The 22805-nt window shown below is 68.2% G+C and carries 17 protein-coding genes; 8 read left to right on the top strand and 9 right to left on the bottom strand.

All coding sequences use genetic code 11. The features are described from left to right. The first annotated feature begins 11 nt into the window (after nucleotides 1-11). Complete coding sequence (locus tag ABIC21_RS07545; RefSeq protein ID WP_354349783.1) at nucleotides 12-689, top strand: transglycosylase family protein; 678 nt, start codon at nucleotides 12-14, stop codon at nucleotides 687-689. A gap of 146 nt (nucleotides 690-835) precedes the next feature. Here the strand turns inward: ABIC21_RS07545 and ABIC21_RS07540 are convergent, their stop codons facing one another. Next, entirely contained in the window at nucleotides 836-1363 is a 528-nt protein-coding gene (locus tag ABIC21_RS07540; RefSeq protein WP_354349782.1) for a hypothetical protein, read from the bottom strand. A gap of 216 nt (nucleotides 1364-1579) precedes the next feature. Here ABIC21_RS07540 and ABIC21_RS07535 point away from each other — a divergent pair, with 216 nt between their 5' ends. The 6 genes from ABIC21_RS07535 to ABIC21_RS07510 all read left to right on the top strand — a co-directional run bounded on the left by ABIC21_RS07535 (nucleotide 1580) and on the right by ABIC21_RS07510 (nucleotide 7788). Beyond that, nucleotides 1580-2482: an MSMEG_6728 family protein gene (locus ABIC21_RS07535; RefSeq protein WP_354349781.1), complete on the top strand. Its 903-nt coding sequence runs from the start codon at nucleotides 1580-1582 to the stop codon at nucleotides 2480-2482. A gap of 48 nt (nucleotides 2483-2530) precedes the next feature. Next, entirely contained in the window at nucleotides 2531-3424 is an 894-nt protein-coding gene (locus ABIC21_RS07530) for an SDR family oxidoreductase (RefSeq protein ID WP_354349780.1), read from the top strand. 43 nt (nucleotides 3425-3467) lie between these two features. Then, nucleotides 3468-3875, top strand: a complete 408-nt coding sequence (locus tag ABIC21_RS07525; protein ID WP_354349779.1) for a DUF1622 domain-containing protein — start codon at nucleotides 3468-3470, stop codon at nucleotides 3873-3875. Next, nucleotides 3875-4807 carry a YqjF family protein gene (locus ABIC21_RS07520; protein ID WP_354349778.1) on the top strand — a complete coding sequence of 311 codons (933 nt, stop codon included), beginning with the start codon at nucleotides 3875-3877 and terminating at the stop codon, nucleotides 4805-4807. The genes ABIC21_RS07525 and ABIC21_RS07520 overlap by 1 nt, the downstream gene beginning before the upstream one ends. Before the next feature lie 53 nt (nucleotides 4808-4860). Next, the gene (locus ABIC21_RS07515) at nucleotides 4861-6561 is read left to right on the top strand and encodes an HNH endonuclease signature motif containing protein (RefSeq protein WP_354349777.1); all 1701 of its coding nucleotides are present in this window, start codon (nucleotides 4861-4863) and stop codon (nucleotides 6559-6561) included. Nucleotides 6562-6765: 204 nt separating this feature from the next. Then, nucleotides 6766-7788, top strand: coding sequence for an alpha/beta hydrolase (locus ABIC21_RS07510; protein WP_354349776.1), 1023 nt, complete (start codon nucleotides 6766-6768; stop codon nucleotides 7786-7788). A gap of 18 nt (nucleotides 7789-7806) precedes the next feature. On the opposite strand, the gene ABIC21_RS07505 is transcribed toward ABIC21_RS07510, so the two are convergent. The 5 genes from ABIC21_RS07505 to ABIC21_RS07485 all read right to left on the bottom strand — a co-directional run bounded on the left by ABIC21_RS07505 (nucleotide 7807) and on the right by ABIC21_RS07485 (nucleotide 14580). Beyond that, the gene (locus tag ABIC21_RS07505; protein ID WP_354349912.1) at nucleotides 7807-9567 is read right to left on the bottom strand and encodes a gamma-glutamyltransferase family protein; all 1761 of its coding nucleotides are present in this window, start codon (nucleotides 9565-9567) and stop codon (nucleotides 7807-7809) included. Nucleotides 9568-9667: 100 nt separating this feature from the next. Beyond that, nucleotides 9668-9796 (bottom strand): MFS transporter small subunit, encoded by a 129-nt coding sequence (locus tag ABIC21_RS07500; RefSeq protein ID WP_354349775.1) that lies wholly within the window; start codon nucleotides 9794-9796, stop codon nucleotides 9668-9670. Nucleotide 9797: 1 nt separating this feature from the next. Next, the gene (locus tag ABIC21_RS07495) at nucleotides 9798-11192 is read right to left on the bottom strand and encodes an OFA family MFS transporter (RefSeq protein ID WP_354349774.1); all 1395 of its coding nucleotides are present in this window, start codon (nucleotides 11190-11192) and stop codon (nucleotides 9798-9800) included. A gap of 206 nt (nucleotides 11193-11398) precedes the next feature. Beyond that, nucleotides 11399-13807, bottom strand: coding sequence for a Tex family protein (locus ABIC21_RS07490; RefSeq protein WP_354349911.1), 2409 nt, complete (start codon nucleotides 13805-13807; stop codon nucleotides 11399-11401). Nucleotides 13808-13974: 167 nt separating this feature from the next. Further along, nucleotides 13975-14580, bottom strand: a complete 606-nt coding sequence (locus ABIC21_RS07485) for an SOUL family heme-binding protein (protein WP_354349773.1) — start codon at nucleotides 14578-14580, stop codon at nucleotides 13975-13977. A 230-nt stretch (nucleotides 14581-14810) separates the two neighbouring features. Between ABIC21_RS07485 and ABIC21_RS07480 the strand changes: the two genes are divergently transcribed. Beyond that, nucleotides 14811-18431: a TM0106 family RecB-like putative nuclease gene (locus tag ABIC21_RS07480; RefSeq protein ID WP_354349772.1), complete on the top strand. Its 3621-nt coding sequence runs from the start codon at nucleotides 14811-14813 to the stop codon at nucleotides 18429-18431. 234 nt (nucleotides 18432-18665) lie between these two features. On the opposite strand, the gene ABIC21_RS07475 is transcribed toward ABIC21_RS07480, so the two are convergent. From ABIC21_RS07475 to ABIC21_RS07465, 3 genes are all read right to left on the bottom strand, one after another. Then, the gene (locus tag ABIC21_RS07475) at nucleotides 18666-19739 is read right to left on the bottom strand and encodes an alkene reductase (RefSeq protein ID WP_354349771.1); all 1074 of its coding nucleotides are present in this window, start codon (nucleotides 19737-19739) and stop codon (nucleotides 18666-18668) included. 82 nt (nucleotides 19740-19821) lie between these two features. Beyond that, nucleotides 19822-20877, bottom strand: a complete 1056-nt coding sequence (locus tag ABIC21_RS07470) for a 2,3-butanediol dehydrogenase (RefSeq protein ID WP_354349770.1) — start codon at nucleotides 20875-20877, stop codon at nucleotides 19822-19824. A 135-nt stretch (nucleotides 20878-21012) separates the two neighbouring features. After that, on the bottom strand, nucleotides 21013-22803 hold the full coding sequence (locus tag ABIC21_RS07465) for an NAD(P)-binding domain-containing protein (protein WP_354349769.1): 1791 nt from the start codon (nucleotides 22801-22803) through the stop codon (nucleotides 21013-21015). Nucleotides 22804-22805 lie beyond the last annotated feature (2 nt).

Raw genomic sequence — 22805 nt, 5'->3', positions numbered from 1 at the left:
GAGCATCCCCCATGAAGAAATCCACCTACAGCACTGTTGCGCGCCGCGGCGCCACTCTTGCGGCCGTCTCGATCGCCGGCGTCGCACTGTCCGCCTCGGCCGCCAACGCGGCCGTACCCAGCGCCACGTCCAGTTCCGTCTGGGATTCCCTGGCCCAGTGCGAAAGTAGCGGCAACTGGGGCATCAACAGCGGCAACGGCTACGCGGGCGGGCTGCAGTTCAGCCCCAGCACCTGGGCGGCCTATGGCGGGACCGGGTCTGCGGCCAGCGCCAGCCGAGAGCAGCAGATCGCCGTTGCCGAGCGGGTGCAGGCCGGCCAGGGCTGGGGAGCGTGGCCGTCCTGCGCCGCGAAACTGGGCCTGACCGGCGGCGCGGTGGCTCCGCAGAGCACGTCACTGGCGCCCGCTTCCGTTCCCGCCCCGGCCAAGGCGCCCGCCAAGGCCGTGGCACCGAAGGCCGTGGCACCGAAGGCCGTGGCTCCCAAGGCAGCCGCCCCGGCAGCGCGCCACGTGGCGGAAGTCCCCTTGAGCGGCGAAAGCTACACGATCCAGAGCGGCGACACCCTGAGCAAGGTCGCCGAGAAGCTCAACATCGCCGGCGGCTGGCAGCTGCTGGCCGACGCCAACGCGGCCACCATCAGCGACCCTAATGTGGTGTTCCCGGGCCAGGTGCTGCAGCTGCCCGCCTGATCTGGGCCGAGGCCGGCTCTGGCCGGCCCCGGCAGCGGCGATTAAACCCACGACGCCGGAGCGTTCCCTCAAGGGGACCCTCCGGCGTCGTGCTGTCTGCTTTTCTTAGTTCTGGCGGTGCTGTTGCTGTCCGGGCCCGGCCTGCCCTAGGCGGCCTGCGGGATCTCCCGGACGATCCGCACTTTCCACGCCGTGTCGTCGCTGGTGTCCAGCAGTGCCACGGTGCCCATGGCGAGGTGCAGCGCCACGCGCTTGGCGGCGAGCAGTTCGAGGTACAGGTTCTCGTTCATCCGGGCCGGGGCGTCGATGACGTACTTCACGGCGTCGCGGACTTTACGGTAGTTGTCGCTTTTTTCGCGGTTGAGGTGCAGCTCCAGCATCCGACGCTGGCGGATCTTGGGCTCGTGGCGGTTCAGCCAGGACACCGCAGCATGGACCGCCACCACCAGGGTCAGCGAGACGACGTAGATCTCCCAGCCGCTGGAGAGCAGAAACAGGGGAAGGTTGCCGATCGCCACGAACGCAATGAACAGCCGGAGCGCCAGCAGCCGCCGCATGGTCAGCGCCACGGAGGCCAGCGCTGTGCGGAAACCGTTCTGCTCCTTGCGGGCAGCCGCCGGGTCGATCGTGAATTCCTCCAGGACAAGGACCCCGTTCGCGTCGGGACTCAGCAATTGTCCATATTTGGGCAGTGAGACAGGCGCAGGCGGCGCCGCAGGTGCAAGTACTGGATTCGTCGACATGGGCGCGTGTCTTCCGTGGGGCGGGGCTGGTTTGTGCTAGTTTACCCGCCCACGATGTGGGCTGTCTGTCCCATTCCAAAATGTGAACACGCTCACCCGCGGCCGCCCGCAATTGGCGCATTGGCTCCTTGGCCCCAAACTGGAGAGATGCAGACTTTTCTCCCGTTCCCCGATTTCCAGCAGAGCGCCGCGGTTTTGGACCGTGCACGGCTCGGCAAGCAGCGCGTTGAAGCGCTGCAGACCCTGCGTGCGCTGGTGATTCCGGAGTACGGCTGGCAGTCGCACCCGGCCATCCGGATGTGGATGGGGTACGTTCCCGCACTGACCCTCTACGGCCTGACCATGGTCGACGAGTGGACGGCCCGCGGCGGCGAGGACACCACCCGCGAGAAAATTATGGAATTCGCCCCGCAGGCCGCGCACCCCGGCTACGCCGAGAAGATCCCCATGCCGCCGTGGCTCGGAGCCCCCGAACTGCACCTGAGCCACCGCTCCCGGCTGATCGCCAAGGACCCCCGGTTCTATACGGAGCTGTTCCCGGATACCGATCCTGACCTGGAGTACGTCTGGCCCGAGCCCAGGCTTGAGCTGGTGCCGGAGGATCCTTCCGGCGACCGCATGTGGGTCCTCCGCCTGCCCCTGGATGACACCGAGCCGGAAAAGCTGGACACCGTCAGCCTGCCCCTCGTCGGCAAGGCCAAGGCCGCCTCCGCGGGCGACGACGAATACCACTTCGTGTACGCCGACTCCGGTGCCCGCCGGCCCGCGAAGCAGCGCAAGCTCCCGCCGAAGCAGCTCGTCAAGAAGCCCACCCGCAAGCGCCAGCAGCAGGAGGAAGCGTTCACCACGCTTCCCGGCAACTCGACAGTTGCCATCCCGTTCGACGGCGGCGCGTCCTTCGCCGTGGGCAAGGTCCTGGGCCGTCCCATCACCGTGGAGGGCCGCTTCGCGCGCAACTTCAAGGTCGACGAGATCCTGAACCGCTCGGACTTTGACTACCCGGCGCTGCTGCAGGATCCGCGGGTCTTCTTCCCGATCCCGGCCCGCTAGTCCGGATTCGGCGGCCGTCGACGCCGAATTACTGGCAGACTGGCCAGCATGACTGTACTAATGGCCGGTTGCGGCGATCTGGGCACCGAGGCCGGTCTGCGGTTCGCCGCGGCCGGCCACCGGGTGGTCGGGTGGCGGCGTTCGCCGGAAAAACTTCCGGCCGCCATCGAAGGTGCCGCGGCGGACCTGAGCGCCGGGAAACTGCCGCCCGTCCCGGCGGACACCACCGCCGTCGTCGTCGCGATTGCAGCGGACTCCCCCACCGAGGCCGCCTACCGTGCCGCGTATGTGGACGGGCTGTCGAACGTTCTGGACGCGGTGCTGGAATCCGGTGCCCCGGTCCGGCGCATGCTGTTCGTCTCCTCCACTGCCGTCTACGGCGACGCCGGCGGGGACTGGATTGATGAAACCACGACGCCGGCACCCGGCGGGTTCTCGGGCCGCACCATCCGCGAGGCGGAGGATCTCCTCGCCACCCGTCTGAACGGCACCGGAATCACTCCGGTGGTGCTGCGGCTCGGCGGTATCTACGGTCCGGGCCGGACCCGGCTCATTGACCAGGTGCGCGGCGGGTCCGCGGTCGTCCCGGCCGAGCCGCGCTTTACCAACCGCATCCACCGCGACGACGCCGCTGCCGCGATCGTCCACCTGTGCACCATGGACGCTCTCCTGGCGCCGGTGTACCTGGGCGTGGACAACGAACCCGCCGAGCTCGGCGAGGTGCTGGGCTTCCTGGCCGCCGAGCTGGGACTTCCCCAGCCGCCGTCGGATACCGCTGACGGCACAGCCGGTGGTGGGTCGGCCGGCGGCGAGCCGTCCCGCGGCGGCAACAAACGCTGCAGCAACGCACTGCTGCGGAGCACCGGATTCGAATTCACCTACCCGAGTTTCCGGGAGGGCTACCGGGACATTCTCGCCGGCGTAGGCGTACGGTACCCCTAGGGCCGCCGCTCCAGCCACGACGCAGCGTCCATTAAGGGGAACTATGGAACTTCCGGAAATCATCGAAGCCGCCGGCCGGTACATGGACGTGGCCGGCGTCGCCGTCATGGTGATCGGCGCCGTTGTGTCCATCCCGTTGGCGCTCCGGGGATTCCGGCCGCGGAGACAGGCTGCGGATTCCGAACCGCTCTCGGTCTACCGTTCCTACCGGCAACTCCTGGGCCGTTCCATCCTGCTCGGGCTGGAACTGCTCGTGGCGGCCGACATCATCCGGACCGTGGCAGTCGCACCCACCTATGAAAGCGTGGGTGTGCTCGCCATCATTGTGCTGATCCGGACGTTCCTGAGCTTCTCCCTCGAGCTCGAAATCACCGGCCGCTGGCCCTGGCAGAAGGATCCCGACGGCGGCGCCTCCGAAAAAGCCCTGCCCCTGAGCCAGCGGAGCCCCTGATGGATCTTGAACCCTGGCCGAGTGCCCCTGAGCTTCCGGCTCCGATCATCATGGACCAGCGGTGGACGGATGCGGTCTTCCTGCACTGGCGCATCCCTCATGCCGTCGCGGCGCAGTTCATGCCCCCGGGTGTGGTGCCGGACGACTTCGACGGATCCGCCTGGGTGGGGCTGATCGGTTTCCGCATGCAGGGCGCCGGCCTGGGCCGCGGGCCCGGGATCCCCTATTTCGGTAGCTTCAACGAGATCAACGTGCGCCTCTACTCCCGGGAGCCCGACGGGACCCGGGGTGTGGTTTTCCTCAGCCTGGATGCGACGCGGCTGGCCGTGGTGCTGGCTGCGCGGGCGGCGGGGATTCCCTACGTGTGGTCGCGGGCGGGCTTCCGTGTGGTTGGGGATTGGGATGCTTTGGCTTCTTTGGACGGGGGCGGTCCGGGCTGGCTGGCAGGGGCGGCGCGTGCGGGGGCAGCGGACGCGGCAGCCCACTCGGCTGGGCCTGCTGGGGCGTCGGGGGCGTCTGCCGGAGCGACTGGACAGACGGGGCCAGCCGGGCCGGCAGGCGCGGCGGGACCCAGGGCAGGGTACTGGGTGCGGCGGTTCCGGGGGGGCGCCCGGAGCGACTTTACGGTTACCCCGGAGTTCGACGTCGAAGCCACCGACCCGCTGTCCCTCCACCTCACTGCCCGGTTCGGTCTGCACACCCGCTTCCGCGGCAGGACCCTGTATGTGCCGAACACCCATACCGCGTGGCCGCTGTACCGGGCGCAACTGAGCCGTTGCGACGATCAGCTGGTTGCCGCGGCCGGCATCAGCGTCGCGGGACCGCCCGAATCGGTGCTCTTCTCACCCGGGGTTCGCACCCAGTTTGGCCGGCCACGGTTCCTGGATGGCGCTCTTGAGTCTTCAGGAATCCTGCTGACGACGGGATTCTGAGGCCAAGGTAACGAGTCGCGAAGAATGTCATAGCTCCGCGGTAATTTTGTTCCATGGAAACCGTCAGGGATTTCATTCCTTTCGAGGACACGGACCGGGTTGCTGAACACAGCACCGGCCGCGGTGCCACCCGGGCCGGGCAGTCCGGATTGGACGGTGTGGATGAGGCCCTGGCCACGCTCCGGGAGGTGGGGTTGACGGCGGTCGAGGACGCGGCGCTGCTTGGGTTCCAGGCCGCGTCGGATTTCGCCGGCACCGTGGAGGAGCTCTCGCGGGTCATGGAATATCTGCAGCTCGTGGCGGCCGGGGCCGTGGACCGGACCCGGCAGCACGCCACGGCCGCCGCTTCGAAGGCGGGCACCTCGTGGACCACCGGCTGGCGGGAAACCACAGGTGCCGGCGCTGTGGATGCTCCGGCCGCCGCTGACGGCCCGGCGGTTGCTGTTGTTGAAGCGGTTGATGACGGGTACCGGAACACCACGGAGTTCCTGCGGGCGCGGTTGCGGATCAGCGCCGCCGAGGCCCGCCGCCGGCTCGCCCTCGCCGGGAGTCTGCTTCCGCGCCGGGGATTCACCGGCGAACCAATGCCACCCGCGCACGGCGAACTCGGGGCCGCCGTCGCCTATGGTGAGGTCGCGTCCCGGGCCGCGACGATCATCACCCTGGCGCTGGACCGGGTCCGGCACGTCTGCGACGCCGAGGCGGCCGCCGGGATGGAGCACGCCCTGACCCGCACCGCCGTCGAGAACGATCCGGATTTCCTGGCCCGGGTGGCCCGGAGCTGGACCGACGCGCTGGACCAGGACGGGGCCGAGCCCTCCGAGGAACTCCTGCGCCAGCTCCAGGGCGCGTTCATCCGCAAACCCCGCCACGGACTGCAGCACCTGGAGATCTTCGCGACCGCCGAACAGTTCGAACACCTCCTCACCGTCATGAACACCGCCACCAACCCCCGCACCACGGCCCCGGAGACAGCAGCAGCGGCCGCCGGTGACGCAGCCGGAACCGCCACCGACGCCAGCCCCTGGGCCGACGCCGGAAATGACGGCCGCAAGGACGGAGGGAATGACGGCGGGAACGTCCCGCTCGACCTGCGCACACGCCCGCAGAAACACCTCGACGGCCTCGTCGGCGCCGCCAAAGTCGCCCTCGCCGCCGGCACCCTGCCTGCCGCCGGAGGACTCCGCCCCCAGGTTATGGTCACCATCGACTACCGCGACCTCCTCACCAGGCTCGGACGCACCAACGGGACCAGCGACGCCGACCTGCAGAGCACCGCCGGCGGCCCGTTCCGGCCCGGCGCCACGGCGGAGCACGCCGGAAACCTGCTGTTCACCGGACCCGTCACCGCCTCCACGGTCCGGAAGATCGCCTGCGACGCGGACATCATCCCGGTGCTCCTCGGCGGCGAAGGCCGGATCCTGGACATCGGCCGGGCCTCCCGGGTCTTCCCGCCGCACCTCCGCAAAGCCCTTACCGCCCGCGACCAGGGCTGCGCGTTTCCCGGCTGCACCATCCCCGCGTCCTGGTGCGAAGCGCACCACATCAGCTACTGGTCCCGCGGCGGAACAACCGGCACCGAAAACGGAACGCTGCTCTGTTCACATCATCACCACGTGATCCACAAGGAACACTGGACCATCCAGGTACGCACCGGCATCCCCTGGTTCATCCCGCCACCCCACATCGACCCACACCAAAAACCTAGACGCAACTACTACTTCCGCCCCGCAGACCTCGGCACCGCAGCCTGACTCTGGCCGCACAAGAAGCGGCTAACGCCCGAGGTGCACTATCCGGGCGTTGGATGGTGGACCTTGATCAGATGTGTCATTGGGGACGGTTGGGGTCGTTCAGGGATCCAGTTATCTCGATCATGGAGATAACATCGGAGCGTGAAGGACGCGACGCCGAAGGACTCCGGCAGCCCAGCTGACAGCGCTCTACAGAATGCCCCGGTGGGCAGCCGATCAACGCGCTTCAGCTCGGCAGCCCTGGACTGGAGCGGCGTCGTCGCTGCCGGTGCACTGATCGTCGTCCCGCTCTGGATGTTGCTTGGCAACAGCGCCGTCCTCGGCGGCCACCCTGCGCTGCCCGTCCTGCTCTCGGTTGCCGCCACCTTGGGCATCCTCTGGATGTTCAGACTGGTCAGACGTTCGGATTTGTTCGAGCGCTGGAGCGTGAACAGACATCGGAACCTGCCGACACTCCAACAGCCCCAGCGCAGGGTGCCAGGCTGGCAACTGTGCCGCGGCCTGGCGGGCCGGATTGTTGTCTTGGGCGTGGTCGCGGGATTGGCGTGGCTCAACCCGTTTACCTACCAGCCGGGCAGTACTGCCGGCCTGGCGCTGGGGACAACCGGGGCGGCCAGTACAACACCGACCACCACCGAGGACGCCACCACCATCACCCTCATACCGGAAGGAACGGCCAGCGCCGGCCTCGTCTTTTACCCAGGGGCACGGGTTGATGCGCGGGCCTATCAGGACATTCTGCGCCCAGTCGCGAACGCGGGCTATCTGGTCGTCATCCTGAAAGTACCGCTGGGCATCCCCCTATTGGACGTCAGCCAGGCCCGGGGAGCGATGGACCGGCATCCCGAGATCACTTCCTGGGCCGTGGGCGGGCATTCCCTGGGCGGGGTGAGCGCGTCCTCCTTCGCGAAGTCGAACCCTGGCGTGTCCGGGCTTTTGTTGTTTGCCTCCTACCCCGCGGACAGCATGGCGGACTTCGGCGGAGCGGTGCTCTCGATCTCCGGTTCGAACGACGGCCTCACCACTCCGGACAAGATCGCGGCATCGAAGCCCCTGCTTCCGCCGACCTCCATCTTCGCAACAGTGGAGGGCGGCGTGCACGCCTTCTTCGGGGACTACGGCGAGCAACCCGGGGACGGCGAGCCGGGCGTGACCCGCGCACAGGCGCAGCGGCAGATCGCCGCGGAGTCCGTCCGCTTCATGGACCGGCTCGCGCACACCGGCTGACAGAGTTGGCTCAAAGAGCTAGCGCCCGGCGGCATACCCCTGCGCGCCGCGGGGATTGGCGGCCGCCTGCAGGACGCCGGTCGAGGGATCCCGCACCACCGCCGAGAGCCGTCCCAGCGTCCAGCCGCCCGCGCGGGTGACGACATGTCCGCGGCGTTCCAGTCCAGCGATGACGTCCTCGCCCAGCCGGTCCTCGACGACGGCGCCGCCGGGCTCCCAGGTGCGCGGCCAGAACGACCCGGGCATCGACGTCGTATGGAAGGTGGGGGCGTCGACAGCCTGCTGCGGTGAGTAGCCGCCGACAATCGTGCGCAGCAGGTACGGCAATTGCCACTGATCCTGCTGGTCACCGCCCGGCGAACCGAGAGCGGTCACGGCCTTGCCGTCCCGCAGCACGAGGGTCGGTGTCAGCGTGGTCCGTGGCCGTTTGCCCGGCGTCAGGGTGGAGGGTGTGCCCGGTTCCAGCCAGGTCATCTGCAGCCGGGTGCCCAGGCAGAACCCAAGCTCCGGGATGGCGGGGGATGACTGCAGCCATCCGCCGGACGGTGTGGCCGAGACCATGTTGCCCCAGCGGTCGACGACGTCGATATGGCAGGTATCGCCGCGGGTCTCCCCGCTCGGCGCCACGGTGGGCTCCCCCACGCCGAGCCCGGCGGAACCCTCCGCCCCGAGCGCCGGCGGCGTGTAGTGGGCGCGGAGCGGCGGCACGTACGTCTCCCGCCCGGGCACCGAACCGGGCCGGAATTCGTGCGAGGCACGCTCGCCGATCAGTGCCCGGCGGCCGGCGCAGTACTCGTCGGACAGGAGGTACTCCAGCGGCACGTCCGTGTCGCCGTAGTACGCTTCCCGGTCCGCGAGCGCCAGCTTCTGGGCTTCCAGGATGGTGTGCGCGCCGAGCTCGGTCGACGGATCAAGGTACTCGTCGCCGAACCCGTCGAGAATGGCGAGGGTCTGAAGCAGTGCCGGGCCCTGCCCCCACGGCCCCGTTTTGGCGATCGTGTGCCCCCGAAATTCGACGGTGGCGGCCGGCTCGTACCCGGCTTCGAACCCCGAGAGATCCTGCAGGGTAAGGACTCCCCGGTGGTCCGTGCCGGAGGAGTGCCGGTGCGGGGTCTGGACGGAGTCGACCATGGCCTTGGCCACGAAGCCCCCGCGCCATTCGTGGCGGGCCGCGTCGATCCTGCCCTCGCGGGACTGCTCAATTGGACCGGCCGTCCCGGCGTCGACCAGCCGCTGCAGAGTCCGGGCGTAGGCCGGATTCCGGACCAGCTCCCCCTCGGCCGGGATCCGTCCGGCGGGCATCCAGAGCTCGGCCGAGGTGGGCCAGTGCGTCTGGAACAGCTCCGCCACGGCCGCGATGGTCGTCCCGACCCTGCCCAGCATCGGGTGCCCGTCGCGGGCATAGCCGATCGCGAATTCCAGGACGTCGTCCAGCTCCCAGGTCCCGTGGTCGCGCAGCAGCAGGAGCCAGGCGTCGACGGCGGCAGGCACCGCGGCGGCCAGCGCCCCCGAACCCGGCACCAGTTCCAGGCCCTCGGCGCGATAGTGCTCCACGGTGGCGCCGGCCGGGGCGGGGCCCTGGCCCATGAGCACGACCGGTGTGCCCGGGGCCTCCGCGGTGACGAAGACGCCGGTCATGTCCCCGCCGGGACCGTTCAGGTGCGGCTCGACGACGTGCAGCACGAACGCTCCCGCCGTCGCGGCGTCGAACGCGTTGCCGCCGCGTTCGAGCACGGCCTGGGCGGCCGCCGTCGCCAGCCAGTGCGTGGACGCGCTCATCCCGAAGGTGCCCTGCAGTGTGGGCCGGGTGGTGAACGTCTCCGGGCGCGTGAACGCCGTGGGAGCGGTGCGTGCGGTGGCCGTGATCCGTTCAGCGGTGTCAGCCAAACAGGGCCGCCACTCGGGTCAGGGTTTCGTAGACGCCAAATCCCAGGGGCACTCCAACCAGCGCCCAGGCGACGACCAGTTTCCCGGTGGACGGTTTCACCGATGTCTGTGCAGTGCTCATTTCAGGCCTCCATGGCGGGTTCTTCGGCCCGGACGCGATCCGGGCGTGGTTCGTGGAACCGGGCATCGACCGGTTTGACCAGTAGATTGGCCGCGAAGCCGACGACCAGCAGCCCCACCATGGTCAGCAGAGCGGGCTGGTAGGACGCGGCGGTCAGCTGGCCGGGCTTGCCCTGGGCGTCCAGGAACGCGTTGACGATGAGTGGCCCGGCGATCCCGGCGGCGGACCACGCGGTGAGGAGCCTGCCGTGGATCGCTCCGACCTGGAACGTGCCGAAGAGGTCGCGCAGGTAGGCCGGGACGGTCGCGAAGCCGCCGCCGTAGAAGGAGATGATGACGAACGCGAGCGCCACGTAGAGGAAGGTGCTGGTGGACCCGGCCAGTGCCAGCACCGTGTAGAGCACGGCGCCGACCCCGAGGTACATCATGTAGATGCGCTTGCGGCCGGTCACGTCCGAGGTCGCGGACCAGGCGAAGCGGCCGGACATGTTGCCGATCGAGAGCAGCCCCACGAAGCCGGAGGCGACGGCGGCGCTGACCAGGGACACGCCGTCGGACTGGCGGAAGAAGTCCTGGATCATCGGGGCGGCCTGTTCCAGGATGCCGATGCCGGCGGTGACGTTGCAGAAGAGGGCGATCCAGACGAGCCAGAACTGCCTGGTTTTGACGGCGTTTTTCGCGGAGACGTTGTCGGTGGTGACGAGCGTGGCGGCCTTGACCTTGGCCGGGTCGAAGCCGGCAGGCTTCCAGCCCTCGGCCGGGACCTTGATGGTGAAGGCGCCGAACAGCATGTACGCGAGGTACACGACGGCGAGGGTCAGGAAGAGCTTGCCGACGGAGTCGCCGCTGGCCACCCAGCCCTTGGCGCCGGAGTTGGGGTCGTACATTTTCAGCAGCGCGGTGGAGACCGGGCTCGCGATCAGGGCGCCGCCGCCGAAGCCCATGATGGCCATGCCGGTCGCGAGGCCCGGGCGGTCGGGGAACCATTTGATCAGGGTGGAGACCGGCGAGATGTAGCCGATGCCCAGGCCGATGCCGCCGATGAAGCCGTAGCCCAGATAGACCAGCCAGAGCTGGCTGCTGAAGATGCCGAGCGAGCCGATCAGGAAGCCGCTGGCCCAGAACATCGCCGAGGTGAACATCGCCTTGCGCGGGCCGTTCTTATCCACCCAGGTGCCCATGATGGCGGCGGAGAGGCCCAGCATCACGATCGCGATCGAGAAGATCACACCGATCTCGGTCAGGCTGGCGCCGAAGTGCTTCACCAGCGCCGTTTTGTAGACACTCGTCGCGTAGGCCTGGCCGATGCACAGGTGCACGGCGAGGGCCGCTGGCGGCACCAGCCACCGGTTGAATCCGGGTGGGGCAATCGTTCGTTCACGGTCCAGCCAGCCCATAAGTGCTCCCCTTGCTTGTCGAAGACGTCGGTGTCCCGGCGGCGTAGAGGCGAAGGGCCCCAATGCGGGCCGTTGCCTCCGGCAATCATGGTGCAAATCGACAGCAAACGTATTACTTCTGCGGCGAGCGGTAGGAAATCCGCGATGAACGGTCGTGCTGCTTTCCAGAATCCGCTTCCCGCGACCCGGGGCCTACTTATCCTGAGCTACTTTCCCAGCCCTGCCCTCCGGAGCGCCTCGGCCATTGCCGTGTTTGCCGGCGCGGGTGCGGGCGTCGACTTCTGCGGCTGCCTGGCGGGAGTCCGCCGCTCGGGCGCAGGCTTCCCGGACGGCTGCTTCGCCGGCTTTTGTCCACCGGGCGGCGCGGCAGCCGCGCCGGAGTCCGCACGATCGCCGGCCGCACGTCCCCCCGAAGGTGCCGGTTCGTCGTCGAGCCTTAGCGTCAGGGAGATGCGCTTCCTTTCCGGATCCGCTTCCAGCACCTTGACCCGCACCACCTGGCCGGACTTGACCACTTCCCGCGGATCGGAGACGAACCGGTTGGCCAGCGCGGAGACGTGCACCAGGCCGTCCTGGTGCACCCCGACGTCGACAAACGCGCCGAACGCCGCCACGTTGGTCACGGTCCCCTCCAGCACCATCCCGGGCCGGAGGTCCGAGATCTTCTCGATGCCCTCCGAGAACGTCGCGGCCGCGAAGGCCGGACGCGGGTCCCGGCCCGGCTTCTCGAGTTCGGCGATGATGTCCTGCACCGTGGGCAGGCCGAAGGACCCGTCGACGAAGTCCTGCGGATTCAGGGCGGCGTAGCTTCCCGCAGCCGGCCCCTTCCCGCCCGCGGCGGCTTTGATCTTCCGCGCGACCGGGTACGCCTCCGGGTGCACGCTGGAGGCGTCCAGCGGCTCCGCTCCCCCGGTGATCCGCAGGAATCCGGCGCACTGTTCGAACGCCTTGGCGCCGAGCCGGGGCACCTTCTTCAGCTCGCTGCGTTTGCTGAACGGGCCATGCTCGTTCCGGTACGCCACGATGTTCTCGCTCAGCAGCGGCCCGACGCCGGCCACCCGGCTCAGTAGCGCCGGGGAGGCCGTGTTGACGTCCACGCCCACCGCGTTCACGCAGTCCTCGACGACGGCATCGAGGCTGCGGTCCAGCTTCGCGGCCGTGACGTCGTGCTGGTACTGCCCGACGCCGATCGACTTCGGCTCGATCTTGACGAGCTCCGCGAGCGGGTCCTGCAAGCGCCGCGCGATGGACACGGCACCCCGCAGGGACACATCCATGCCGGGCAGCTCCGCGGCGGCCAGCGCCGACGCGGAATACACTGAGGCTCCCGCTTCGGAGACCACAATTTTCTGCGGCTTGGCGGTGTCCGTCGACGCGCCGGCGGCCGCGCCCGACGCGGTGAGCTGCTTGAGCAGTTCCGCGGCGAGCTTGTCCGTTTCCCGCGATGCGGTGCCGTTGCCGATCGCCACCAGTTCGACGTGGTGCTTCCGCGCCAGGGTCACGAGCGTCCGCAGTGCCTCGTCCCATTTCCGGGCCGGGGCGTGCGGGTAGATCGTGTCCGTCGCCACCACCTTGCCGGTGCCGTCCACCACCGCGACTTTCACGCCGGTTCGCAGTCCGGGGTCCAGGCCCAGGGTGGCGCGGTTTCCGGCCGGCGCGGCGAGGAGCACATCGCGGAGGTTGGCGGCGAAGACCCGGACGGCCTCGTCCTCGGCGGCGGCGAACATCCGGCTCCGCAGGTCCGCGGTCAGGCGGGCCAGCACCCGCGAACGCCAGGCGAGCTGCGCGGTCTGCAGCAGCCACGCGTCGGCGGGACGGCCGCGGTCGGCGACCCCGAGGAACCGGGCCACGGCGGCTTCGTACCGGCCGCGGGCCGCGGTGAGGGCGGCGTCGTCGTTCGGTTCAGCCTCGGCGAGGTCAAGCTCCAGCACCCCGTCCTTCTCGCCGCGCAGCAGTGCCAGGACGCGGTGCGAGGGCATCCCGGACGGCTGCTGGGAGAACTCGAAATAGTCCTTGAACTTCTGTCCCTCGGCGTCCTTGCCCTTCTTGACGCGGGACACCATGCGGCCCTGCGTCCAGAGCCGCTCCCGCAGCGTGGCGGCGAGGTCCGGGTCCTGCGCGACGCGCTCCACCAGGATGGAGCGGGCGCCGGCGAGCGCCGTCGCGGCATCGGCGATGGAATGTTCGGCGTTGAGGTACCGGGCGGCTTCGCGTTCCGGATCGAGCTCCGGCCGCTTCAGCAGGGCGTCGGCGAGCGGCTCCAGCCCGGCCTCGCGGGCGATCTGCGCCTTGGTCCGCCGTTTGGTTTTGAACGGCAGGTAGATGTCCTCCAGCCGCGACTTCGTATCGGCGCCGACGACGGCGGCCTGCAGTTCCGGGGTTAGGGCACCTTGCGCGGCAATCGCCTCCAGAATGGTCCGGCGGCGGTCCTCCAGCTCGCGGAGGTAACGCAGCCGCTCGTCCAGTTCGCGGAGCTGGGTGTCGTCGAGCGTCCCGGTGGCTTCCTTGCGGTAGCGGGCAATGAACGGCACGGTGGAGCCGGCGTCGAGCAGGTCCACGGCCGCCTTCACCTGCCACGCCTGCACGCCGAGCTCGGCGGCGATCTGGGCGGCGATGCCGGACTCCTGCGTGTGGGGAGTCTGGGCCTGCGGAGTCTGGGCCTGCGGGGCCTGGGACTGCGGGGCCTGGGACTTGGCGGACGGAGTCCGGGGCGGCGGTGCGGAGGCTAAACTGGCGGGGCGCTGCGGGATTTGGGTCACCCTGCCATTTTGCCTTACCCGGGTCAGGGGCCGCTCGCACCCGAGGGCGGAGCAGGCTCCTGGACGTCCTGGACAACCTCGTTGCGGCGCAGGAACCACGGTTTGAACGGCGGATCAAAACGGGCGAATCGGGGCGGCCCCACGGGCTTTAGCCCGGCTAGCACCAGTGCCGCTTGGAGGCCCTTGTTTCGCCGTTCGAATGCAGCTTCCGAGCTACTGCCGGAGAACTGCAGAACAGCCGCCAGGGACCCGGGGATGGTCCGGATCTTGACCTGGGGGTCCGCCGGGACCGGGGCCGTCTCCGCCGTCAACCCTTCGGGGAGCACAAAGGCGACCACAAAATCAGCGGTCCCTGCGCTTCCCGGCAGCGGACCGCTCTGAAGCACCGGGGCGGTCATCGCCAGCTTCTGCGAAGGACCCAGCTCCTGGATCACCGGGGCCGTCATTGCCAGCTTCTGACGGGCGTTGTTGTTGCCGCTGATGTAGTTGAACAGGTGCCGGAAGGCAGCATTCCCGGCCCGGTCAAACGTGGAATTGACCTGTATTTCGGCCACAACGTACGCGGGATAGCGGCGCAACTCGAAGTGCGCGAATTGCCGGACCAGCTCATAGGGTTGCTGTTCAGTCATGGTCCTCAGACCCTACGCCGATCCTGCGACAGGAAACAACGGTACGTTGCCCCTTCCTGGTTCCTGGTCGCTGGTGTCTGGTGCCTGGTCGCCGGTCGCCGGTCGCTGGTCGCTGGTCTGCCTGATTGTCGGAGGCCTTTGATAGTTTGAAAACAGCCGGCCAGGCTGCGTTGGCCGCTAGTCTTCGCGGCGAACCGCTACCAGCACAGCGCATCAACATCGGGGGCACAGTGTTTTTTCTTGAACCGGAAGTACCAGGTACCGCGCAGGACCTGGTCTTCTCCGCGAGCGACCTCGTGATCGCGGCCAGCTGTGAGTACCAGCTGCTGCGGAAGCTCGACGAGAAGCTGGGCCGCTCCCCCAAGGCTGCCTTCGACAACGATGAGATGCTCCAGCACGCGGCCGTGCTGGGTGACCGCCACGAGCACAGGGTCCTTGACAATTTCGTCGCGGAGTTCGGCCACTGGGATCCGGCGGCCGGCCGCGGCGTGTACGACGTCGTGCCGGCACCGACCATGGACCGCGCCACCCTGCTGGCCAAGCACCGGGAATCCGTTGAGGCCCTGCGTTCCGGCGCCGATGTCGTCTTCCAGGCCGCGTTCTTTGACGGCCAGTTCCATGGTCGCTCCGATTTCCTGGTCCGCCAGGCCGACGGCAGCTACGCCGTGTTCGACACCAAACTGGCCCGCCACGCGAAGGTGACCGCGCTGCTCCAGCTTGCCGCCTACGGCGATCAGCTGCTCAAAGCCGGGATCACGCCGGCCCCGGCCGTGACCCTGGTCCTTGGAGCCACGGTCCCGCTCCCGGGCGGCGGCTTCGACTACGTCCGCAGCCACCACAAACTGTCGGAAATCCTGCCGGTCTTTCGGGAGCGGCGGGACGGCTTCCTGGCCTTGACCTCGTCGCATCTGGCGCAGCCCGGCACCGTCCGGTGGGGCGCGCCCGGGCTCAGCGCCTGTGGCCGCTGCGACTACTGCCAGGAGCAGGTCGCAGCCACCGACGATCTGCTGCTCGTGGCACGGATGAACTCGGCACAGCGCAAGGCACTCCACAAGGACGGCATCCGCACCGTTCGCGCGCTGGCCGAAGCCGCCCTCGTCAACCCGAATTCCTCTCTGCTGCGCCTGCAGGCCCAGGCCCGGATGCAGACTGGCATCGGACCCGCCGACGGGGAAGTCCGGTACATCAAGGACGGCGAAGAGCACACCATACGCTTCGGCGTGATTCCGGAAAACACTCTCGCCGAACTGCCCCCGCCGAGCGCGGGCGACATCTTCTTCGACTTCGAGGGCGACCCGCTCTGGCAGGAAAGCGCCACCGGGGTCTGGGGACTGGAGTACCTGTTCGGCGTCATTGAGGCGCCGACCGGGCCCGGCGCCCCCGGGGTGTTCCGCCCGTTCTGGGCCCACAGCCGGGAAGCGGAAAAGCAGGCCTTCCTCGACTTCCTCGAGTATGTGCAGAAGCGCCGGCAGGACTACCCCGACATGCACGTCTACCACTACGCCGCCTACGAGAAGACGGCGCTCCGGAAACTGTCCGTGCTGCACGTGGCCGGCGAAGACGTCGTCGACGAGTGGCTGCGGGAGGGGCTCCTGGTGGACCTCTACCAGACAGTCCGGAACAGCATCCGCATCTCCGAAAATTCCTACAGCATCAAAAAACTCGAGCCGCTGTACATGGGGACGAACCTACGCTCCGGGGACGTGAAAGACGCCGGCGCCTCAGTGGTTGCCTACGCCCACTACTGCGATGCGCGCGACGACGGCCGCGCTGAGGAAGCGGCCGGCATCCTCGCCGGGATCTCCGACTACAACGAATACGACTGCCTCTCCACACTGGAGCTGTGCAACTGGCTCCTCGGGCTGTCGCGGGAGCGCGGCATCAAGCCAGCCGGGGCCGGGGCCGGGTCCACCGCCACGTCCATGCCCGTCGGCGGGGTCACGGACACCGCGCTGGATGACGCCCCGGGCGCCGCTGACCTGGACCCGCTGGAAGTGGCGCTGGCCGGGCTGGCGGACGCCGCTGTCGGGCTGTCCGAGGATGACCGGAAGGCGGTTTCCATGCTGGCGGCGGCGGTCAGCTACCACCGCCGGGAGCGCAAGGCGTTCTGGTGGGCTCACTTCGACCGGTGTGAATACGGTCCGGACACCCACGAGCGGGACCGGAACGTCTTCCTCGTCGAATCCGCGGAGATCCTCGACGACTGGCAACAGGCAGGCACCAAGCTTCCGGAGCGGCGGGTCAAGCTGACCGGCACCGTGAGTCCCGGGTCAGATCTCCGCGAGGGCAGCAAGTGGTTCCGCATGTACGCGATTCCGCTGCCCGCCGGGCTGGAGGGTACCGGCAAGGACGGGATCGGACGGAACGGATGGTTCGGCACGGAAATCCTGGAGTTGGGACACGAGGACGGCAAAGACACCGTCATCATCCGGGATCGGCTGCACCGGAAGATCCCGCCGCACAACGACCTGCCCATAGCGCTGACGGAGGAGCAGCCACTGGCCACCAAGAGCCTTGAGCAGGCCCTCGCAACCCTCGCTGACACGGCGGTCACCGGCCTGGGGTCTGGATCCCTCCCCCGCCATCCTGCGCTTGACCTGGTCCGGCGGCTGCCGCCGAGGCTGATTTCCGGAGCATCCCTGCCGCAGCCCGGTGACGGCCCGGACCGGTTCATCGACGCGATCACCGAGGCCGTCGGCGCCCTGGACCACTCCTACGTGGCGGTCCAGGGGGCGCCCGGAACCGGCAAGACCCATGTGGGTTCCCATGTCATCGCCCGGCTGGTGGACCGGGGGTGGAAAGTCGGCGTTGTCGGCCAGTCCCATGCGGTCGTGGAGAACCTGCTGAAGACCGCCGTGACCAAGGCCGGCGTCGATCCGGACCGCGTGGCCAAGGAAGTGAAACATGCCGAGCCGCTCCCCTGGCAGCAGCGTTCGGCGAAGGATGTCGCGCGCCTGCTGGGCTCGCCGGGCGGGGCGCTCATCGGCGGGACCGCCTGGACCATGACGGGCGCCAATGTCCCGGCAGGGTCGCTGGATCTGCTGGTGATCGACGAGGCCGGCCAGTTCTCGCTGGCCAACACCCTGGCCGTGGCGCAGGCCAGCAGCCGCTTGCTGCTGCTGGGTGATCCGCAGCAGTTGCCGCAGGTCAGCCAAGGCGCGCACCCCGAGCCTGTGGACGAATCTGCCCTGGGCTGGGTCTCGGCCGGCCATGCCACGCTGCCGCCGGACCTGGGCTATTTCCTGGCCGACTCGTGGCGGATGACATCCGAGCTGTGCCGGGCCGTCTCCGAGCTCTCCTATGAGGGCAGGCTGCGCTCAGCACCGGCGGCGGACCTCAGGCGGCTCGAAGGAGTTCCCGCCGGGATCGAAACCGTCATGGTGGAGCACAGCGGCAACGTCACGTCGTCCGCCGAGGAGGCCGCCGAGGTCGTCCGGCAGGTGCGGCGGCATCTGGGGCTGAGCTGGCATTCGGAGCAGGGCACCCGGCCGCTGGACGTCGCGGACATCCTGGTGGTCGCTGCCTACAACGCCCAAGTCAACGTGATCCGCGATGCGCTCGATGCAGCTTCCCTGGCCGGCGTCCGGGTCGGAACCGTGGACAAGTTCCAGGGCCAGGAGGCCGCCGTCGTGATCGTGTCCTTGGCATGTTCAGCGGTGGCCGAGGCTCCGCGAGGCATGGAATTCCTGCTCTCACGCAACCGGATCAATGTGGCGGTGTCCCGCGGCCAGTGGCGCGCCGTCGTGGTCCGCTCGCCCGAGCTGACCAACTACCTCCCCATGCATCCCGAAGGCCTGGAGCAGCTGGGCGGCTTCATCGGGCTGTGCCAGAGGTCGGTCACCGCCAGCTAAGAAGGGACATGCCCATTTTTGGCGCTCCCGCCACTGGACATGCCCATTCTTAAACCCCGCCACCACTGGACATGCCCATTCTTAAACCCCGCCACCACTGGACATGCCCATTCTTAAACACGAACAGTGGGCAGAATGGCATTCTGCCCACTGTTCGTGGCTGCGGCTGGACATGTCCAGCGGGGACCGGGGCTCCGGCGGGACATGTCCAGTGAGAACTGCCGCCGGCCGGCGCTAGTTCTGGTACGCCGGGTAGTCCGTGTATCCCTTGGCGTCGTGGGTGTAGAACGTGGCCGGATCCGCATCGTTGGTCGGAAGTCCGTCACGCCAGCGGCGGACCAGGTCCGGGTTGGCGATGGCCGGGCGTCCGACGACGACGGCGTCAGCGTGGCCGTCAGCGACCAGCGCCTTGGCTTCCTCGCGGGTGGTGATGACGCCGAAGCCCGAGTTCAGCAGGAACGTTCCGCCGAAACGGGTGCGCAGATCCTGCACCAGCTCGCTGGTGGTCGGGTCCTTGTGCAGCACGCTCAGGTAGGCGAGCTTCAGGGGCGCCAGGGCATCCACCAGCACCTTGTAGGTCTCGTTGACATCCGCTGAGTCCAGTTCGGTGGCGCCCTGGACGTTGTGCTCGGGCGAGATACGGATGCCGACCCGGTCGGCGCCAACCGCGTCCACCACGGCCCGGGTCACTTCAATGACGAAGCGCGCCCGGTTCGCAGGCGAGCCGCCGTAGACGTCGTCGCGCTGGTTCGCTGACGGTGCCAGGAATTCGTGCAGCAGGTAACCGTTGGCGGAGTGCAGCTCAACGCCGTCGAACCCGGCAGCGATCGCGTTGCGGGCCCCCGTGACGAACTCCTGGACGATGCCCGGCAGTTCCTCGGTGGTCAGGGCGTGCGGAACGGGGAAGCGCTTCTTCCCCTCGTACGTGCGGGTCTCGCCGTCGATCGCGATGGCGCTGGGCGCCACCACCTGGTGACCGCCGTTCGTGTCCTCGTGGGTGACGCGTCCGGCGTGCATCACCTGAGCGAAGATGCGGCCGCCCTCGGCGTGCACGGCAGAGGTGACGTCGGCCCAGCCCTTGAGCTGTTCCTCGGTGACCAGGCCCGGCTGGCCGGGGAACCCCTGGCCGGCGTGGCTGGGGTACGTGCCCTCACTGATGATCAGGCCGAGGGACGCCCGCTGCCGGTAGTGCTCGACCACCAGCGGGCCGGGAATGCCTTCCCGGCCGGAGCGGACGCGGGTCAGCGGCGCCATCACAAGTCGGTTGGGCAGTTCCAGCTCGCCGAGAGTCATCGGGGAAAACAGCATGCGCAGTTCCTTTCACCAGGGATTGGGTTCACTGGCTCCAACTGCGCGGCGTCTGCAACTATTCCGGGTGAGACCCGGATCACTACGGGTGGACGATGATCTTGACCGCTGTGTCGTTGTGGTGGATCAGGGTGTCGAAGCCCTTGTCCACGAGATCGTCCAGGGCGATTCTTCCCGTGATGAAGGGCTTCAGGTCCACCTTCCCCTCCTGGACGAGCTTGATCGCGGCCGCGTGGTCGCCGCAGTAGGCGATGGTGCCGCGGAGATCGATTTCCTTCAGGACGACCTTCTGCATATCCACAGTGGCCGGACGTCCCCAGATCGAAACGTTGACCACGACGCCGGCCGGTTTCACGACGTCGAGCATGGTGTCCAGCACGGCGTTCACGCCCGCACATTCAAACGCTGCATCTGCCCCCGCGCCCGCGGTCAGTTCCAGCACCCGCGCTTTGACGTCATCGGAGCTCGGATCCAGGACATGGTCCGCGACTCCCGAGGACACCGCTTTGTCCTTCCGGGCCGCCGACAGCTCGGTGACGATCGTGGTGACGCCAAGGCCCTTGAGGACCGCCGCGGTCAGCAGGCCGATGGGTCCCGCACCGCCGACGACGGCGACGTCCCCGGCTTTGACGTCGCCCCTGCCGACGGCGTGATAGGCCACCGCGAGGGGTTCGATGAGGGCTGCTTCGTCCAGCGGGATGTCGCCGACGGGGTGGACCCACCGGGTGTCGACGACGATCTTCTCGCTCAGGCCCCCGCCGCCGCCCGCCAAGCCGATGAAGCCGAGTTTGGTGCACAGGTTGTAGTGGCCGCTGAGGCACGGGCCGCATTCGTTGCAGACGATATATGGTTCCACCACCACGCTGTCCCCGACGGCGAGCCCGGTCACGCCCTCGCCCAGTTCCTCGATGGTGCCGGAGAACTCGTGCCCCAGGGTGACGGGGGCGGCCTCGTGGGAAAGCGAATGGGGATGGCCGGGCGGCGGCGTGAAGATGGGCCCTTCCAGGAACTCGTGGAGGTCCGTCCCGCAGATCCCGCACCAGGCGACGGCGATCTTCACCGCTCCAGGGCGCAGCTCCGGCTCCGGAATGTCTTCGATCCGGAGGACCTCACGGGCATGGAATCGTGCTGCTTTCATGGTGTTTTTCCTTCGCATTACGGGCCGTGGATGCGCCCGGTCAGGCGCATCCACGGCATGTCGTTGGATTGTCACAGCAGGAGGCCGTCACCCCAGTGTGGTTCCCGGGGCTGTGATTGTCACGGCCCGTCCGGGTCAGCGCGTGTGGTGTGTGGGCTGACGCTCGAAGACCGGCGTCGGTAGCCCTTCCATCCTGGCTTTGAGCTGCAGCGCCAGATAGTTGGAGTAGTGGCGGCTTTGGTGCAGGTTGCCGCCGTGGATCCACAGGTTCTCGACGTTGGTGGGTTTCCACATATTGCGCAGTTCGCCTTCCCACGGCCCCGGATCCTTGGGAGTGTCGGAGCCAAAGCCCCAGCACTTCCCGACGGCGTCGGCCACCTCGGGTGAGACCAGATCGGCCAGCCAGCCGTTCATGGAGCCGTAGCCGGTGGCGTAGATGATGGCGTCCGCCTCCAGCTCTGCACCGTTGGCCATGACGACGGCGTTCCCGGTGATCTTGCCGACCTCGCCGTTGGCGAGCTTGACCCGGCCGTCGATGATCAGCTGCGAGGCGCCGACGTCGATGTAGTAGCCGGAGCCGCGCCGCAGGTACTTCAGGAACAGGCCGGAGCCGTCAACGCCGAAGTCCAGGTCAAAGCCCGCGGCCTCCAGCTGGGAGTAGAACTCGGCGTCCCGCTCGGCCATCTCCGCATAGACCGGGATCTGGGCTTCGGGCAGGATCCGGTACGGCAGCGAGGCGAACAGCAGATCGGCCTTCTCCGTGGTGACACCGTTGGCGAGCGCCTGCTCGGAGTAGAGGCCGCCGAGGGCCAGGTCCATGAGGGATTCGCTGCGGGCGATGTGGGTGGAGGACCGCTGGACCATGGTGACGTCCGCGCCGTGTTCCCAGAGGTCGGCGCAGATATCGTGGGCAGAATTGTTGGAGCCGATGACAACGGCCTTCTTCCCGGTCCAGTCTCCGCCGCCCGGGTGCTTGGACGAGTGGTACTGCTCCCCCAGGAAGGATTCGGCGCCGTCGAACGCGGGAACGCTGGGATACCCCGAGACGCCCAGGGCGAAGACGAGCTGTTTGGGGCGCAAGGTGACCGGGTCGCCGTCGCGCACTACCTCCACCACCCACTCCTGCGTGGTTTCGTCGAAGCGGGCGTTGGTGCATTCGGTCTTGGACCAGTAGTTCAGTTCCATGATGCGGGTGTAGATTTCCAGCCAGTCGCCGATCTTGTCCTTGGCCGCGAAAACCGGCCAGTCGTCAGGGAACTTGATGTAGGGCAGGTGGTCGTACCAGACCGGGTCGTGGAGGTGCAGGGACTTGTAGCGGTTGCGCCAGGAGTCGCCAGGGCGGTCGTTCTTCTCGATGATGATGGTGGGCACGCCGAGCCGGCGCAGCCGTGCCCCCAGCCCGATCCCGCCCTGGCCGCCGCCGATGATGACGGTGTAAGGCTGGTCCTCGTAGCCGAGCCGGGCTTCCTGCTCTTCCTTAAACTCCAGCCACGACTTGCGGCCCTTGGTGATCTCGTGGGCGACGCCTTTCTCCCGGTTGGCGCCCTTCTTTTCCTCGAAGCCCTTGAGCTCCTGCATCGTGGTGAGCAGCGTCCAGCATTTGCCGTTCCGGAGCCGCAGGTGGGCGTAGCCCCGGGCCTGGGCGGTCTCGAAGTTCACCCACGCCTCGGCGTTGGCCGCGTCCCCGGTGGCGTCCTCGGCCAGGGTCCAGTTGCTGGGCTGCACGTCGTCCAGGGTCGCGTCCAGCATCCGCCGGATGTCCTCTTTACCCTCCAGGGTTTTGAGGTTCCAGGTGAAGGAGACGAAATCGCGCCAGTACGAATCGTCGTCGAAAAGTTCAAGCGCGCCGTCAGTGTTGTGGCTGCGCAGCGCCTCATCGAACTGCGCCAGCCACGCCCCGACCACGCCGTTTGGAGTCTCAGGCATGT

The organism is Pseudarthrobacter sp. PvP090 (assembly GCF_040547365.1).
Taxonomy (GTDB): Bacteria; Actinomycetota; Actinomycetes; order Actinomycetales; family Micrococcaceae; genus Arthrobacter.
This window is presented reverse-complemented; position numbering and strand designations above follow the sequence as displayed.